The organism is Microbacterium terregens (assembly GCF_039534975.1).
Lineage (GTDB): Bacteria > Actinomycetota > Actinomycetes > Actinomycetales > Microbacteriaceae > Microbacterium > Microbacterium terregens.
In genome coordinates, this window is the sequence record NZ_BAAAWH010000001.1 from 923,993 (window position 1) to 940,512 (window position 16,520).

Genomic DNA, 16,520 nt, shown 5'->3' on the forward strand with positions numbered 1-16,520 from the left:
CAGGCCGGGTCGCGGTCCATTCGAGCCAGAAATCCCGGCGTCATCCCGCGCATGGATAACCGCATCGCCGAGCGCAGGCGCATTCAGCAGGATTGAGATGCAAACGCGAGCGAGATGCGCACATGCGGACGTCGGGTGCGGAGCTTATGATAGTGCGTCGACATCGAGCCGGTAATATCGCCCACATGGCCTTCGAACCGGTTCCGCCCCGTGGATGACGGCGCATCGCTCCTTCTCATTGCGTTCGGCGTGGTCGCCGCGGTATGGCTGATCGCCTTAGCTGCGTTGCGACCACGCCAGGTTGTACCAGTCATCGCTGTCGCAGGGATCGTGTGCAGCCGTCCGAGCCTGATTGGGGAGCGATTCCCAACCCTGGGCGCGATTCTTCTGCTCATTGCAGCAGCTTTCGCACTGTTCTCCGGTCGTGGGACGAACACTTTCAGGACCGGGTGGTTCGCGATCCTCGTAGGACTCGCCTACTTCTGGTTGCTCGTGCATGAGGCTATCGTTCCGAATTCCGAGGCGAGCCTCACGTCGATTCTGCTCACGACAGCGCTGCCGATCATCCTGTTCTGGTTCATTGCCCGCGATCGGGGCTACCTGGAACAGAGCATCATTGGCCTGACGACAGTTGTTGTCGTCGTGGCGGCTCTTTCCCTAGTGTCGTTCGCGGTCGGGGCGATCATCGGATTCGGCGCGACCCACGTCGCGAACGTACCACTCGGCTACTCCGATCGCGGTGTCGGTCTTCTGTTGCCGGGCGGTTTCACCTACGGCGGGACGCTTAGCGAAGGGTTCCCCCGAATGCTGGGCCTTGGCCGAGAACCCGGTATGGGTGCGATTTATTATGCGTGGGCCTTCTTCGCGATACCCGCGACCTGGCGCCACAGGTCCGTGTTGCGGTGGGTTGTTCTCCTGGGTGCGCTGCTCACCACTCAGTCGACAGCGGGCGTGGCCCTGTTCACGATTTCTCTCGCGCTCTGGGTAGTGTTCGGTCGTGACCGCATCCGCCCGTTAGTCGCATTGCTCGCCTTGGGAGCGAGCGCCGCGATCGCGTATCTCGCGATCTTTGACACGAGTTTTGGGGTGCTCTCGAAGTTGGAGACGACATCCTACGACGAACGCAACGCGGCCACCCTGCGAGGGCTCGAAGCGCTGCAACTGAACTTCTGGGACAGCGCGACGACGCTGCCGCTGTCGAATGTGAACCTGATCGCCGGCGTTGACGCGCATGGCGGGCCGTGGCTAGTCATTCTTGGCGTTTTACTGATCACGGCTCTGATCCGGTCGGGTCGGCAGAATCCGATGACTTACGCTGCTCTGTTCATCGCCCTGACCGTCCTGGCTTCTCAGCCAATCATCGACACCCCCGCCATTTTGATCATGTTGTTCATTTGCGTCGCTAGCAGGCCTGTCCGACCCGCCCCTGAGCTCGAACGACTAGAGCCAGCAGAGCGACGGTCTGTCACCAAATCAGGGTCGGATGGTTCGCGGTCGGCGACCGTTCAGTGACGTGATCTGCCCGCTCGACAGCGCGCCAGGGGAGATCAGCATCGGCGAAGTAGTGCTAATGCGCCCACTATGCCCCGCCGATCCCATGGCCCAGGGTGAATGTCGGTGGCCATGAAACGGCCCGCTGGGGACCACGGAAGTGCCCACTGGCGGCCGGGGGAACTGCCCGCTGACGGCTGAATTCGGACGATCGTCCCGGTCAGTTCCGCGTCGACTAGGGAACGCACCGACGGCAGCCGGTTCTTCCATGACGTGTGTGGTCTCAGGGCATCTCTGACGCTTGGTCGTTGGGAGATGCTTTCCGCTGGTGGGCGCGTGGAGCGTTGTAGTTCCGGAAGGGCTTAGTCGTCGTGCGAGTGCGCGGTGCGAGTTCGCTTTCGCCGTCGAGAGCACGGAAGTGGTGGTCCTCGACGAGGACGGTGACGACTTTGCCGGCGTGGGTCCGGCCTATCCGGAGCCTTCGCGCCTCGCCCATCGTGACACCCCCAACGGGACACGTTGTTGGACGCGCTGTGCGCCGCCGGCTGGGGGGGTCGGCAGCGGTGTGCTCACCGGGCGTGCTGCGCGAAGTCGTGCAGGATCTCCCGCCTGAAGCGCACCAGGGAGGATTATGGTCAGATGTCCGTCTGCGATTACTTGAATCAGCCCCCTGTCGGGGCGGAGCGTGACCCTGCGGTGTCGGTTCTCGGTCCGAGCGGGATCTCGTGCCCGGCGATAGCGACGATGCCGTCTCGGGTCGCGTGTTTCGCTCGTGCCCGATCGCGTGTCGATATGGCGAACGGTCCTGCTGTCGTCATGCGATGGCTCTGCGAAACGAGAATGGTCGGGCGGCCACCTGTGGTTCGCGGTTTACCTTGAGCAGGCTGAGATTGTGTTCGCTGCTGCTGCGTGTCCAGTCACGTGACGGAGAGTTGGACGATGCGTACGACCTCGTCGATCCCGGGCTGGAGATCGGCAGTGGAACGCTCGTACACGTCCGAGCCTCGCCGGTACGGGTCAATCACATCATCATCATTCGGATCCGTCGGGGGTGGAAGCATTCCGCGATGGGACGCGATCGCCGCCGCCGCCGCGCGAAGTCGCGCCGACGCATCCGACCCTGCGGCGGCCGCCGCAATTCGAATTTCTTCGTCGGAGACGGCGGTGGTAAGCCGGGCAAACTCACGGATCGTGAAAGTGCTGCGCAGGCGGGCGGGAGCGAGTTCGGCCACCAAACGCCGGTGCTCGCGCGTCATCGTGAGGATGAGGTCGGGGGAGTCGAGAAGAGCCTCCGTCAGGTATCGGGAGCGGTGCGCGGCCGAGTCCTCGGCCGGAACGCCGAGTCGGCCCGCGATCGCAACAGCCTCTGCGGTCATCGGGACAGCTCGAAGACCGCTCGTGCCGGCGCTGTGCACGATGCCCTCGAGCGGGGCAAGCCTGGCACGCAGGAGTTGTTCGGCGAGCGGTGAACGGGCGATGTTTCCCGTGCACACCGTGAGGATGTCGAACACCGAGGGGCCTCCGCAGGGCAAGGTAACGTGGGCGAGTGCCTGACCACTCTATCGACGTGACGACACCCGAACTCGCGGTCAGTGATGCGACGGCAACCACCCCGGCGGTCGAGCCGACGTTCACGAGAGCCGCGAGGCGTGACGCATCGAAACCGCTTGCGGAGCCACGCATCGACTGGCGTCTCGGGGGTCGCACGGTGGCGCGCTGGCGCGAATGGCTGCTCGCGACCGCGCTTTTGTCGCTCGGCGTCGCCATCCTGATCGCCACGCTGCTGTCTTGGCTTTGGCCGACGCCGGAGGGCGCGGCATCCGCCACCGCCGTTCTCTGGCTCGGGATGCTGGTGCCGATCCTGTGGGCGTTCACACGGTCGCGGCCCGCTGGGCTGTTGCGCTTCCGTGCCCTCGACGTGTTGTACGGCGTCGCGCTCGCGGGGGTGCTGCGAATTATCCAGGGGTGGCTCGCAGTCGTGACCGGGGGTTCGGGTGCGCTGCCCTCGTATTCACTCATGAACGGCGAGCTGTCGGGCATGTGGTGGTTCACCGACGCGGTCTCCGTCGTGCTGATTGCGCCGGTTGTCGAGGAGTTCTTCTTCCGCGGGGTGATCCTGGTCGCCCTATACACCGTGCTGCGCCGGCCCTTCGGACACGTCACCGCCGGCCTGGTAGCGGTGATCGTCAGCACCGGGCTGTTCGTGCTGCTCCACGGGCTGACGGGTGGGATCTCAATCGATCAGGTCGTGTCGATCGCGCTGATTGGACTCGTTGGCGGGATGCTCGTTATGCTGACGGGGCGCATCTGGGGTGCCGTTCTGGTGCACACCGGATTCAATCTGACTTTTGTCGTCATCTCTTTGGCGGGGACATTCCTGGTCTAATTCGCCGGAATATTCACGATCTGTTCACGCTGTGTCCTCCGAACGGGGGACATTAGCACACGATTTGTTACCTGTCCGAAACCAACGCGACTCGTCAGGCGTCCTGAGGTATTGCTAAGGTTTCCCCAGACATAGGAATCCCATAGAGGGTTCCGCCAACCGTTCAGTTCGCGAAACCATTCCCCCGGGGGTTCATTACATGTTCAAAAAAATCTTCACTGCGGCTGCTGTCGCGGGTCTTCTCGTCCTCGGCGGCGGCTCTGCCGCACACGCTGTGTACAGCGGCGACGATGTGCCGGTAACGAGCGCCTCGGCGCCCACGATCACGGCGGGCAACTCGACCGTCGTCACCGTGTCGAACCTCGGCCCTGAGATCACGAGCGTCTCGTTCACCGCTAACGGCGGCGCGCTGTCGTCCATCGTGCTTGCGAGCGTCGGACCCGTCGTCAAGCCGGTCTCGAACGGCAGCGCATCGGTCACGTTCACGGCGACCGCGCCCGGCAACTACACCGTCTGGGCAGCTGATGCCTCGGGTAACCCCCTCGGGTCCGTGGCTATCACGGTCGTCGCAGCAGGTAGCGGCGCCGGTGGCGGCACCGGTGGTACCGGTGGCGGCCTCCCGGCGACGGGTAACGAGCTCCCGGCTGCAGCCCTGTGGCTCGGCGTTGGCGCCCTCGGCATCGGTGGCATCGCCATCGCAGCCGGCGTTGCACGTCGCCGCGCGCACACCAGCAACTGACACACATCAGCACTGACGAAGGCCCCGGTCGCAAGCCCGGGGCCTTCGTCATGAGTTCATAGGGGACCTTCGTGATGATGACGAGTGCCGGCGAAGCATCGGATACTTCTGTGCCGGAGCCTTCGGGTTCTTCGGCACGCGCGTACTCCAGACCGGGCCTCGCGCTTGTCTTCGCGGCGCTCGGGTTCGTCGGAACGCTCCTGCTTCTCACCGTCTATCTGAGCCTGCGTGCCCGGTGGGGCGCGCTGCCCGAGTGGCTGCTCTCCGTCCTCGACCTGGTGCTGATCAGCCTGCCGATGGTCGTCGCTGTCATCGGGGCGGGCATCGCGGCCTCGAGGATGGGAATCGCTCGGGCTACCGGCATCCGATCGTGGCGATGGATGGATCTCGCCTACGGACTGGGCGTCGGGCTCGTGGTGCGGGCGATCGTCGAGCTGGTCGCGCCGACATTCGGGACGCTGGGCGGCCCGTTCGGCCAGCCCGCGCTCGCGACCACGGTCGTTCTCGTTATCGGCGCGGTGCTGATCTCGCCGTTCGTCGAGGAGTGGTTCTTTAGAGGGCTGCTGCTGCGGGCGCTCATGGATGCGATGTCTGGGGCTCGGGTTTCCCGGATCGTCGGCGGACCAGGCGTCGCTTCGGTGATCGCGATCGTGGTGTCAACGTGCGCGTTCGCCTCGCTTCACTTCATGCCGTGGGGCTCGAACATCGCGCTGTCGCTGGCGATCGGAACCTTCGGCGTCGGCCTGGGGTGCGGCATCCTGACCGTGATCACCGGACGGCTGGGTGCAGCGCTGATCGCGCACGCCTCGTTCAACGCCATCGGGGTTGTGCTGCTGCTGGCATGACGGACCCGGGCAGCGCGGGGATATCCGCTCCGGGTAACAGTCCCCCTCGCCGCGGGACGACCGCGAGATCGGGGCGCGCGAACGTGCGAACGGTGACCGCGGCTACTACCGGGTACAACTCGCACGACCCAGGGGGCCCCCGTTGCGAACGTTGTGCGGGCCGGGCCGACCGGCACAGCGAGTAGGCGCTATAGGACACGATTGCTGAACTTGCAGCTCAAGTGGCGATCACGGTTCCCAACGGGCAGTGGGTTGTGTTCGGGGACTCGCACACGGCATCGACCGGCGACGCGGCCACAACCACCCTGCAAAACCGCTGCATGGACTCGTACCACTTCTGGGCATCCTATTACCTGGACGGTGGGCTGACGCAGGTCTATAACGCGGGCATCAACGGGAACACGTCTGCGCAGGCGCTCGCACGCATCGACGCAGACGTAATCGCCAAGCTCCCCAACGGAGGGCTGTGCACGGTGATGCTCGGCACCAACGACATCATCCAGGGCGTCACCCTCGCGACGTTCCAAGCGAACATGCAGGCGATTGTGGCGGCGCTCGTTGCGAATCGCATCGTCCCGGTGCTGCTCACCATCCCCCCGCTCGGGACTCCCGGCACGAACCCCGTGACGTTCTCGCCGTCAGGATCGGCGGTCACACGTACCGCGGCGCATCTGCTCATGCAGACACAGATCAATGACTGGCTGCTCACTTGGGGTCGCGCGAACGGTCTCGTCGCGGTTGACCTGACAACCGTCCTGACGAATCCCGCCGACGCCACGTACCTCACCAATTACTCGTTCGACGGGGTACACGCAATGCCGATCGGTAAGCGCGCAATCGGGAAGGCGCTCGCGACCGCCCTGGAGCCTTACGTGAAGTCCGCCAAGCCAATTCTGGCAACGTCGAACGTTGACACGTCGATCATCAATGCGAACCCGCTCATGTTAACGAATAATGGCGTGTTGCCGAGCGGCTTCGCGGCGTCGGGCTCCGGGTCGGTGACGAGTATTGTTGAGCCGGTCAGCGGGTTCCGTGGCGAAGCGCTCCGCGTCTCGGGATGGTCCCGCGCTACGGCCCGCATCATCCAGGGTCCGCTGCTCTCCGCTGTAACCGGCGATCGGGTTTCCCTGTCGTTCCGCTACCGCGCGGTCGGCTTGCAGGCGAGGGGGCTCCGACCAAATATCAGCCTCCGTGGCAACGGTGGCACCTTCTCCTACATCATCCAGCAGTGGGTGGAGGCCGACACCGACGGCGATCACGTCGTCTATATGGAGGGTGTGATAACACAGGCGTCGGTAACTCAGATACGCATCTCGATTGAACCTGGCTCGTCGGGAAACTCTGACCCGGGAGCCGGCGACGAGTTTATTATCGGGGAGTTGACCGTACGGAAACTCACCTGATCACGGACGCTGCGGTCAGCGCAGGGAGACGCGTTGCATCAGCCGTTCGAGCCGCTCGCGTCTCCCTGATGGCCCAAGCGCACGCAATACATGCCGCAGCGACCGCGACACCCTTGTTCGTCGACCACGGAGAGAACAGGATGTCCCAAGCGCTCTGAATCGAAACAAGGATTACGACCGCAGACCAACGACCGCGGACCACGATTGCGGAGTAGGCGAAGAATGCGACCAAGAGTGCGGGGAACACTGCGGCGAGGATTCCGCCCTCCACCCACGACGAGAAGAACACTGAGTGCAGGGAAATGAAACCGTCCGAGCGCACCCAGTAGCCGAGGTAGGCGGACGGTGAGCCGAGTCCGAGAGACTGTGCTATCTGCGAGCCGTGCGCGATGGTGTCGTCGGTGAGGTTCTGCGCGCTGCCCCACCCGGCGATCGGATTCTCGAGGATCGCTGCGATCGATAGCGGCGGCTCGGTGCGTCCGCCGAGAAGGAGTGGTCCTTCTGCAGACTGCGCCAATGTGCGAGCGCGCACTGCGTCTCCGAAGACCCCAGCGGTGACCATCTGGGGCAGAATCCACATCAGCGCGGCGAGCCCGGCGAGGCTCGAAACGACGGCTCGGAAAGCGCCGCCCCGGTTCTGCCCCTTCACGAGAAGAAGGAGTGCCGCAACGAAACAGATCAAGCCGTGTGAACGGAAGTTGAGGAAGATCCCGAGCGCTCCCACGGCGAATAGCGCGAACGCCGGCCACGCACGTGCCGTACCACGTAGCGAGAGTGCGTACACCGCCACGATCGTGACTGGGAACGCGATCCCGTACTTCCAAAGCCCCTCGAATGTCCCGCGTCCCTCGTCGATTCCGATCGTCAGGAAGTAGAGGATCGCGCCGGCCGCGAACCACCCGATGAACTGAGCGGATGACCGAAGCGTGATGAGAGACGAAGGTAGGGCGGCGAGCATCAGCAGGAATACCGCAAGCTGACCCACCGAACCGGACAACACCGGTGTGCCGTTGGCCAGCGACGCGACGACATGGGCAACGATCGAAACGACAGCCCAGATACCCAGAATCCTCAGCCACGGCATTCGTCCAGGCGCTCGACGGAGCGGGATCAGAAACGGTGCGATCAGCGCCGAGGCCGGGATGCCCATCCCGATTGCCGGTACGTTGCTGAGCACGCCCAGCGCGCGGACAAAGGCGGGGCGCTGATGAACGGACAGCGCAGGCTTGTCGCTCACTGGTAGGCCGCTGCGATCATCATGCCGACGACGCATGCTACAACGATGAGCATCGCCGAATAGGCAAAGAGACTGCTTGCCTGCTCATGCTCCTTCGATCCGACTTCACGCGCACGTTGAGCCCAGGCCGCGAGGCGGTCGGCGGGGGTGCCGCGTGAAGTCATACCCACGATCGTATCGCGACGCTCGTCGCACCCTCGAACGGCTCCTATAGACGACAGATTGTTGCATCTTCACGAAGTCAGACGATGCCTGGGTGCGGCGACCCGACCGTCGCTACTTGGCGGCTCGGCGCCGTACTTGTCGCGCATGCCTCGCTCAACCCCATCGGGGTTGTGCTGCCGCTGGTGTGAGCCGTGTGTCAGCGCGACGTGTTGATGATGCTGAAAGCGGCGGTGACTACCAGCACCGCGAGGGTCACGAGCAACCTCCACACAGGTACGCCGCCCACCTCGCGCTGCCACCATCGCGGCCTAACGTCGGTCGATCGTCGGCGACGTCGGCTGCTCATCGGGCTGCCCAGGAATCGCGATCTCGAACACTGCCCAGAACGGAGATTCGTGAGACTGACGGTCTGCAATGAACCCAAATGACGAGCCGCAATGGTGCGGTGCAAAACGACGGCAGGGGGTTCGGGCGGCCTTTCCCTGAACGTGGATAGTACGCACCCGTAGAAACCCCCGATGAGGGGGCAGGCACCGTGCTCCTAGGGTCAGCCTTAGCCTGAACTCGCGCACGAGACCGCTGCCCCTCGGCGGTCGGCCGATCACCGGTGACGGTCAGGTGCCGTCGGAACTCGCCCAGCCCCCCAAGCAGGCGTGCCCGGCGGCGCCGCCGCGCCTTCGTGTGCATCGTGTATCGGAAATTGCGCCCGATGACAAGGCCCCCAGGGTGTGTCGGCGGTGCCCCGTATGGTCGTTCATGCCCAGTCCGAACCGCGGGGATGCCGTCCTCCAAGACGGCTCATGCGGGGAGCGGTCCGGGTAGGTGCCGTCGGACGCTGCCTTAAATCCCCATGGGCACGTCCGTCGGCACCGGCAACTCGTTCTCTTTGTTGGATTGAGTTGCGTGTGCTGGTGGGGCGGTTCCTCCACAGCATCCGTCGCCGTGGTGTTGTGCACAAGGCCTCGGAACATACCTCGGAATGTCGGGGGCCGCTGTCACTATGGACTATGGCTTTCTTGTCCGAGCTGCAGGGTCACCTCGACTCGCTTGGTGCGCACGTCGGGCGCGACTTCGAGCTGGACGAGCTGCCCGGGTTGCTGCGTTGCGTGGACAGCGAGGCGGCCTTGTCGTTTCTGTCGACGGCTGCCGCGGTGCACAACGGCGTGGAGAACCTGATGGCAGTCGGCGCGGGAGTCCTCGCCGAGCGATCGACCCGCGATCAGGGTCATTCCGGCGTCGCGGCTGTGCACGGCCACAGCACTCCGGTCGCGTTGATCCAGTCGATCACCGGGGGGACGAAGGCGGATGCCGCGCGCGCGGTCCGGGTCGGCCAGGCGCTGCTGGACGGTGAGCCGCCGGTCTCGTCCGAGGCTGATACGACCGAGGCTTTGCCGGTCGCGGTGCCGTGGCACCAGCCGCTGCGGGCGGCGATGCTGGGCGGGCGCATCACGCCGGCGCAGCACGATGCGATTCGCCGGGGACTGGGGGAGCCGCAGGTGAGTGCTGGCCGGGTTTCGGATGATGCGGCGCGCGAGGTGTGGGCGTGCGCGGCCGAGCAGCTGCTCGCGGAGATCGACGGGATGCCGGTAGAAGAGCTGCTGCGGCGCGCTCGCCAGGTGCGGGATGCGTTGGATCCGGTCGGCGCGGAGGAGCGCTTCCAGCGGCGATACGACGGGCGGTCGTTCCGCCGGTGGACCGACGAAGACGGCGTGCGTCGCGGCAGCATCGCGTTCGATGACGAAGGTGCGGCGTGGGTGGACGCGATGATCGACGCCGCCCTGCGGCCCCGTCGAGGCGGTCCGCGGTTCGTCGACTCGGATGCCGCGGCCGCCGCCGATGCCCTGCTGAAGGATCCGCGGACGAACGACCAGATCGCGTACGACCTGATGCTGGACGTGTGGCGGGCAGGATCCCTCGCATCGGCGAGCGACGTCTTCGGGGCGCGGCAGCCGGGCGTTCGCATGGTCGTCGTCAAAGACGCGATCGGCCCGCGCGATGCATTCGGTCGAATGGTCGCGACCGGGCATTTCGAAGACGGCGGCGACGCGATCCCGGGTTCGGTTATCGATCGCACGCTCTGCACCCTCGGCGCGCAGGAAATCGTCGTGGACCGAGCGGGGAATCCGCTCAAACTCGGGCGCGAACAGCGCCTTTATTCTGCGCGGCAACGGATCGCATTGGCCGTTCGCGACGGCGGATGCATGTTCCCCGGATGCTGCGTTCCCGCGTCGTATTGCGAAGCGCACCATTGCGATCACTGGGAGGAGCATGAGGGTCGCACCGACGTGGATCGCGGCATCCTGCTCTGTCGTTTTCATCACATGCTGCTTCATAACAACGGGTGGCGGATCACGCGCGAGAAACTCGGGCCGTTCATGCTGCATCCGCCGCCGGGGCGGGGTGATCCGGTCGCGCTGAAGACGAAGTCGGCGATCGCGTGGGCGTGGGATCCGCCACCACCGCTCGAGCGACGCGGGTGACGCGCGGCGTGAGCGGGCTACTTGACCTTCACCTTCACATCGCCACTCGACGTGGCACCGACCGCATTCGCGAACACGACCTTGTACGTGTAGTTCCCCTTCGACCGCACCAGGGGCAGCGAGACCGTCTGCGCGTTCGGAGTATTCGCCGTCAACGCCATCGGCGCCCCCAGCGGCACACCGTTCTGGTAGAACTGCGCGCTGGTGGCATTGGTTCCGCTCGACATGGTCGCCGTCAGCGTGAACGCCCCGTTCTTCGGCGACGTCGCCTTCAGCATGACCTTGCCCGGATTGGCATCCTTCACCTTCACCGTGTGCGCAGCCGTCTTCGTCACCCCGGTCGAGTTCTCCAGCTCCGCGGTGTACTTGTACGTCCCGTTCGCCTTGCCCGAGATCGCGAACACCGCACGCTGCGGATTCGGAGTGCTGCGCGTCAACTCCTGCTCAGCCACCACGACGCCGTTTTCGAGCAGCCGCACGATGCGCGCGTTCTCGCCCCGTTTGATGTCCATCGTGACGTTGTAGGTGCCGTCCTGCAGGCGCGGGCTGTTGTCATCGCTCATCACACCCTTTGCCGGCTTGACCGTCGACCCGTCGTGCAACGGGTACCCCAGCGTGAACGGAGAGAAGCTGCTCGTCACCCCGCACACCCGGCCCGCCTCGCGGCTCGTGGTGATGTTCGTCCACGTGTAGCCACCCTCGACCGGCTCGTGGTGGTACAGATACGGCGGACCGCCGGGCAGATTCGCGGTGTTGTACGTGATGCACACCGTCACCGGCCCGCCCGGCTCGGCAGTGGTATCCAGGTGGTAATACAGCGGCGGGTTCGTCGCCAGCGTGAACTCGTTCGGCGCCGGGCCGGTCGTACTCACGGCTGCCGTCGTGGTGCCCGCCTCGGTTCCCTCGGGGAACGTGAACGTCAGGTTCGTGGCCCCCACCGCGACGGTGGACTCGGACGCGCCTTCGGGTGTTCCGACGGATGCCGAGGCCGCTGGCGCCGTCACCTGGAAGTACTCGTAACTTCCCGCCGGCCAGTAGTACTCACCCGGAACCCCCGCCACCAGCTGGTACTGGCTGTTCAGGGCCGTATCCGCCGGGATCACGAAGGTCGTGTTCAAGGTTCCGTCGGCAGCGACGGTCCCGGTGCCGACGGGAACAGCATCCGCCGGCAGAACCCCGCCCATCAGGAAGAAGAAGAAATAGTCCATGTTCGGCGCGAGCCACAGCTCCAACTGCTCACCCGCGGTCAAGCCGCTCGCCGTCACCGTCGCCGACACCCCCGGAAACAGCTCCGCTCCATCGGCGCCGGCGACCGAGATCTCCTGCCCGATGCCGAACACCGTGTGCTCGTTGCCCTCGTCGAACCGCACCGGCACGAAGCGACCAGGCGCCGTGTACCGGCCGATCTCGGTCTCGACCGTCGGGTCGGCGGCGGGCGTGCACACCTGCGGGCCCTCCGGATCCTCGGGATCTTCGGGCACGCAGACATCCGGCGCCGGAGTCAGCTCGTAGATCACGGCCGTGCGGCCGGAGTACTCGGGGACACCGCTGTCGCCGACCAGGTACGCCGTCTCGCCGGCCGGGACCGTCAGACGGAAATAGTCCGTGAGCCCGTTGGAGGCCTCTTCTTCGAGCACGCCCCACGTCGCGGGCTCCCACAGCGGTTCGATCACGCCCTGGGTGGAGGTGTCCGTCCCGAACCCGATGACGACCGGCTCGGCGGAGGCGTTGGTCACGCCGTAGTTCGCCAGCGGCGTCGGACCGGACGGCTCACCCGAATCCACGAACGGGTCACCGGACCCGTGTTCGATGTGCACGGTCAGATCCCCGACGGATGCCGGGTAACCCGCCACCGGTGTCCACACAACCGGCGGCGGGTCATCCGCCACGGCAGGGGTAGCCGCCCCACCGATGACGACGAGCACGAGAGCAGCCAGTGCGGCCCCCGCCGCACGCATGCGAGGAACAGCCATGGAACGCCCCCCAGCCTTCCGGTGCACCCCCGCGCACCGGCACCCCCGCAGTGGCTCCAGTGCCACCGTCGAGCACAGCGTGGACCTCACGCGCTCAGGTGTCAAGAGGCGAAATTCTTGGCGGGTGTTCGGCCGCGGCATCCGGGCTTACGTGATGGTCTTTACGACCCCCGAGAACGGTCCGTCAGGACAGGCGCGCGGAAGCCCAGCCGTCGAGCTCGGCCTCGCGCTCGGCATCGCGGCGCAGCATGGTCGACACACGCATCATCGACACGGCGATCGCGAAGGCGATCAGGACTCCGAGCACAGCAGGTATCACGAGTACGCCTAACCCACATGTCTGGCGAGGACTCTTCGAATCCATCATCGATGCCTGGATCTCTCGTCTTCCCGCGGACGCGGTGGTACCCGCGTCATCGCGAGACCGTGCTGCGAGACTAGCGGCATCCGCACCCTGCCGGGGCGAAGCCGCTCGCGATCTGACCGCGTGTTTGGCCGCGGCATCCCGATGCCGTAGAATCGATCCTTGGTGCCTGTGCCCTGCTGGCCTCGCACCGCGAACGTGAGCCCTCCACTGGTGCGTTTGGTCCGGCCCCCTCGACAAAAGCTCGGGGACCGGGATGGCCAAACCCCCCGGAGCGGGATTCACGAACATCTCCGTTCGAATCAATGAAAGCAGCACTATTGTGACGCGCACGTACACCCCCAAGGCTGGCGAAGCTCAGCGTGAGTGGCTGGTCATCGACGCCACCGACGTCGTTCTCGGCCGGCTGGCAAGCCACGCGGCAGCACTGCTCCGCGGCAAGCACAAGGCGACCTTCGCCCCCCACATGGACATGGGCGACTTCGTCATCATCATCAACGCCGGCCAGGTCGCGCTGACGGGGCAGAAGCTCCAGAAGAAGAAGGCCTACCGTCACTCGGGTTACCCGGGTGGTCTGAAGTCGGTCACGTACGAAGAGCTCCTCGCCAAGAACCCCGAGCGGGCCGTCGAGAAGGCCGTCCGCGGCATGCTCCCGAAGAACAGCCTGGGTGCGCAGCAGCTCTCCAAGCTCAAGGTCTACCGCGGCGCCGAGCACCCCCACGGTGCCCAGCAGCCCAAGACCTTCACCCTCGACCAGGTCGCCCAGTAAGCGCCTCCCAGACTGACTAAGGACATACTCGTGGCGAATCTCGAAGAATCCACCGAAAGCAACTTCTCGACCGAGACCCCGGCCGACCAGACCGTCGAGGTCGTAGAGCGCCCCGTGCTCAGCGTCCCCGGCGCAGCGGTCGGACGACGCAAGCAGGCCATCGCCCGCGTGCGACTGATCCCCGGCTCGGGCACCATCACCGTCAACGGCCGCAAGTTCGAGGACTACTTCCCGAACAAGCTCCACCAGCAGCTGATCACCGACCCGTTCACGGTTCTCAACCTCACCGGAGCGTACGACGTCATCGCGCGCATCTCGGGTGGCGGCGACTCGGGCCAGGCCGGCGCACTGCGCCTGGGCATCGCCCGTTCGCTCAACCAGATCGACGAGGAGAACAACCGCCCGACCCTGAAGAAGGCCGGCTTCCTCTCGCGTGACGCCCGCGTCATCGAGCGCAAGAAGGCCGGTCTCAAGAAGGCCCGCAAGGCTCCTCAGTACTCGAAGCGCTGATCGGTCCCCCGTTCCGCATGCCGCTCTTTGGCACGGACGGGGTGCGGGGGCTGGCCAACGGCCCCCTCACCGCCGATCTCGCTTTGCACCTGGCCCAGGCGACTGCTGTCGTCCTGGGCCAGGGGCGTACCGCCGAGGCCCGCAAGGCCGCCGGCAAACGCCTCACCGCGGTCGTCGCCCGCGACCCGCGCGTCTCGGGTGAGTTCCTCTCCGCCGCCGTCGCGGCGGGCCTGGCCTCGTCCGGTGTCGACGTCCTCGACGCGGGCGTGCTGCCCACCCCGGCGACGGCGTATCTGATCGCGGACATCGATGCCGACTTCGGTGTGATGGTCTCGGCATCCCACAATCCCGCTCCCGACAACGGCATCAAGATCTTCGCCCGCGGCGGTGTCAAGCTCCCCGACGTGGTCGAGCGACGCATCGAAGCCGCGATGGCGGGGCAGATGCTGCAGCCCACCGGCGTCGGCGTCGGCCGCATCCGCCGGTTCGCGGATGCCGAGGACCGCTACGTCGTCCACCTGCTCGCGTCCCTGCCGCACTCCTTGGACGGGCTGCACGTCGTGCTGGACTGCGCGCATGGCGCGGCATCCGGAGTCTCACCCGAAACGTTCCGCGACGCCGGAGCCCGCGTCACCGTCATCGGCGCCGACCCGGACGGCATGAACATCAACGACGGCGTCGGCTCGACGCACCTGGATTCGCTGGCCGCGCACGTGGTGCGCGTGGGTGCCGACGTCGGCATCGCGCACGACGGCGACGCCGACCGGTGCCTGGCCGTGGACTCGCGCGGACGCATCGTCGATGGCGACCAGATCATGGCGATCCTCGCGGTCGCGATGAAGAACCGCGGGCACCTGGTCGCGGACACGCTGGTGGCGACCGTGATGAGCAACCTCGGACTGCACCGGGCGATGGCCGATCAGGGGATCACGGTCGTCCAGACCGGGGTCGGTGACCGCTACGTGCTCGAGGCGATGAACGCCGGCGGATACTCCCTCGGAGGCGAGCAGTCCGGCCACGTGATCATGAGCGAGTACGCCACCACCGGCGACGGGCTGCTGACCGGCCTGCACCTGATGGCCGAGATGGCCCGGTCGGGCCGTTCGTTGGCGCAGCTCGCGTCGGTGATGACCGTGTACCCGCAGGTGCTGGTGAACGTGCGCGGCGTGGATCGCACGCTGGCCGCGACGGACGCCGGCGTTGCTTCTGCCGTTGCATCAGTCGCCACGGCGCTCGGCGATTCCGGGCGCGTGCTGCTGCGGCCCTCGGGCACCGAGGAGATGGTGCGCGTCATGGTCGAGGCGTCCTCGGCGGAGGTCGCGTCGGAGTATGCGGAGCAGTTGGCCGAAGTGGTGCGGGAGCGGCTCGCGCTTTAGGGTCTGCGCGTTTCGTCGGGTTTGGTGTCGCGCTTTTCTTCGTTGCGCGCTTTGCACGGGTTTGGGCTTCGCCGAGTGCACGGGTTCGCGACGAGTGCACGGGTTCGCGATGCGGACAAGTCGTGCGCTCGGCGGGAAGTCGTGCGCTCGGGGTAGGTGGTGCGCGGGGGCGTAGGTGGTGCGCTCGGGCTTGAGCGATCGTTCGGTCGCCGCTGTCCAGCTCGCGAGAGTGCATGCCCGGCCCGCGCGAGTGCATGCCCGGCCCGCGAGAGTGCATGCCCGGCCCGCGAGAGTGCATGCCCGGCCCGCGAGAGTGCATGGCTCGCGTGTGAACACCCGCCCACAGCCATGGTGCGCGGAACCCATTGTGGGAGCGGGCGTAGAGGGTCACTCTGGGGGAATCAGCGATTCTTTCGAGCGCAGGGAAGGACGAGACGATGCCGCTCTACCTGACGAGATTCAGCTACACACCCGAGACCTGGCAGCGGCTGGCACAGCATCCCGAGGATCGTCGCACGGCGGCGCGGACGTATATCGAGTCCGTCGGCGGACAGCTGCACGGATTCTGGTACGCGTTCGGCAGCCACGACGGATACACGCTGTGGGAAGCGCCCGACAACGTGTCGATGGCGGCGGTGGCCCTGGCGATCGGCAGTGGCGGGGCGATGAGTTCGTTCGAGACGACGGTGCTCCTCAGCGTCGAAGAGACGCTGGAGGCGCTGGGCAAGGTCGCGCAGGTCAAGTACCGCCAGCCCGGGACCTGACCCGCTGCTCGCGAGGGT

Annotated in this window: 15 protein-coding genes; 10 read left to right on the forward strand and 5 right to left on the reverse strand. The window is 66.0% G+C overall.

All coding sequences use genetic code 11. From position 1 onward, the window contains the following. Positions 1-210: 210 nt before the first annotated feature. Positions 211-1,512 carry a hypothetical protein gene (locus tag ABD655_RS04220; protein WP_344711846.1) on the forward strand — a complete coding sequence of 434 codons (1,302 nt, stop codon included), beginning with the start codon at positions 211-213 and terminating at the stop codon, positions 1,510-1,512. An 896-nt stretch (positions 1,513-2,408) separates the two neighbouring features. Here the strand turns inward: ABD655_RS04220 and ABD655_RS04225 are convergent. Beyond that, positions 2,409-3,002, reverse strand: coding sequence for an arsenate reductase/protein-tyrosine-phosphatase family protein (locus ABD655_RS04225; protein ID WP_344711848.1), 594 nt, complete (start codon positions 3,000-3,002; stop codon positions 2,409-2,411). Positions 3,003-3,037: 35 nt separating this feature from the next. Here ABD655_RS04225 and ABD655_RS04230 point away from each other — a divergent pair, with 35 nt between their 5' ends. From ABD655_RS04230 to ABD655_RS04245, 4 genes are all read left to right on the forward strand, one after another. Beyond that, positions 3,038-3,877 (forward strand): CPBP family intramembrane glutamic endopeptidase, encoded by an 840-nt coding sequence (locus ABD655_RS04230; RefSeq protein WP_344711850.1) that lies wholly within the window; start codon positions 3,038-3,040, stop codon positions 3,875-3,877. A 199-nt stretch (positions 3,878-4,076) separates the two neighbouring features. Next, positions 4,077-4,616: a hypothetical protein gene (locus tag ABD655_RS04235; RefSeq protein ID WP_344711851.1), complete on the forward strand. Its 540-nt coding sequence runs from the start codon at positions 4,077-4,079 to the stop codon at positions 4,614-4,616. 110 nt (positions 4,617-4,726) lie between these two features. After that, entirely contained in the window at positions 4,727-5,461 is a 735-nt protein-coding gene (locus ABD655_RS04240; protein ID WP_344711852.1) for a CPBP family intramembrane glutamic endopeptidase, read from the forward strand. Positions 5,462-5,682: 221 nt separating this feature from the next. Next, positions 5,683-6,864, forward strand: a complete 1,182-nt coding sequence (locus tag ABD655_RS04245; protein WP_344711853.1) for an SGNH/GDSL hydrolase family protein — start codon at positions 5,683-5,685, stop codon at positions 6,862-6,864. On the opposite strand, the gene ABD655_RS04250 is transcribed toward ABD655_RS04245, so the two are convergent. Together ABD655_RS04250 and ABD655_RS04255 are read right to left on the reverse strand one after the other, a co-directional pair. Beyond that, positions 6,857-8,101 carry a hypothetical protein gene (locus ABD655_RS04250; protein ID WP_344711854.1) on the reverse strand — a complete coding sequence of 415 codons (1,245 nt, stop codon included), beginning with the start codon at positions 8,099-8,101 and terminating at the stop codon, positions 6,857-6,859. The genes ABD655_RS04245 and ABD655_RS04250 overlap by 8 nt on opposite strands. After that, positions 8,098-8,265: a hypothetical protein gene (locus ABD655_RS04255; RefSeq protein ID WP_344711855.1), complete on the reverse strand. Its 168-nt coding sequence runs from the start codon at positions 8,263-8,265 to the stop codon at positions 8,098-8,100. The genes ABD655_RS04250 and ABD655_RS04255 overlap by 4 nt, the downstream gene beginning before the upstream one ends. Before the next feature lie 1,008 nt (positions 8,266-9,273). Between ABD655_RS04255 and ABD655_RS04260 the strand changes: the two genes are divergently transcribed. Then, complete coding sequence (locus ABD655_RS04260; protein ID WP_344711856.1) at positions 9,274-10,746, forward strand: HNH endonuclease signature motif containing protein; 1,473 nt, start codon at positions 9,274-9,276, stop codon at positions 10,744-10,746. 17 nt (positions 10,747-10,763) lie between these two features. Here the strand turns inward: ABD655_RS04260 and ABD655_RS04265 are convergent, their stop codons facing one another. Both ABD655_RS04265 and ABD655_RS04270 read right to left on the reverse strand, forming a co-directional pair. After that, positions 10,764-12,719, reverse strand: coding sequence for a hypothetical protein (locus tag ABD655_RS04265; RefSeq protein ID WP_344711857.1), 1,956 nt, complete (start codon positions 12,717-12,719; stop codon positions 10,764-10,766). A gap of 184 nt (positions 12,720-12,903) precedes the next feature. Continuing rightward, complete coding sequence (locus tag ABD655_RS04270) at positions 12,904-13,038, reverse strand: hypothetical protein (protein WP_344711858.1); 135 nt, start codon at positions 13,036-13,038, stop codon at positions 12,904-12,906. A 367-nt stretch (positions 13,039-13,405) separates the two neighbouring features. Here ABD655_RS04270 and rplM point away from each other — a divergent pair, with 367 nt between their 5' ends. The 4 genes from rplM (at position 13,406) to ABD655_RS04290 (ending at position 16,502) form a co-directional block, all read left to right on the forward strand. Beyond that, positions 13,406-13,852: a 50S ribosomal protein L13 gene (gene rplM, locus ABD655_RS04275; RefSeq protein ID WP_344711859.1), complete on the forward strand. Its 447-nt coding sequence runs from the start codon at positions 13,406-13,408 to the stop codon at positions 13,850-13,852. A gap of 30 nt (positions 13,853-13,882) precedes the next feature. Beyond that, positions 13,883-14,362 carry a 30S ribosomal protein S9 gene (rpsI, locus tag ABD655_RS04280; RefSeq protein ID WP_344711860.1) on the forward strand — a complete coding sequence of 160 codons (480 nt, stop codon included), beginning with the start codon at positions 13,883-13,885 and terminating at the stop codon, positions 14,360-14,362. 17 nt (positions 14,363-14,379) lie between these two features. Further along, a complete protein-coding gene (glmM, locus tag ABD655_RS04285) occupies positions 14,380-15,738 on the forward strand; it encodes a phosphoglucosamine mutase (RefSeq protein WP_344711861.1) in 1,359 nt (452 codons plus the stop codon). A gap of 437 nt (positions 15,739-16,175) precedes the next feature. Continuing rightward, positions 16,176-16,502, forward strand: a complete 327-nt coding sequence (locus ABD655_RS04290; protein WP_344711862.1) for a GYD domain-containing protein — start codon at positions 16,176-16,178, stop codon at positions 16,500-16,502. The last annotated feature ends 18 nt before the right edge of the window (positions 16,503-16,520 follow it).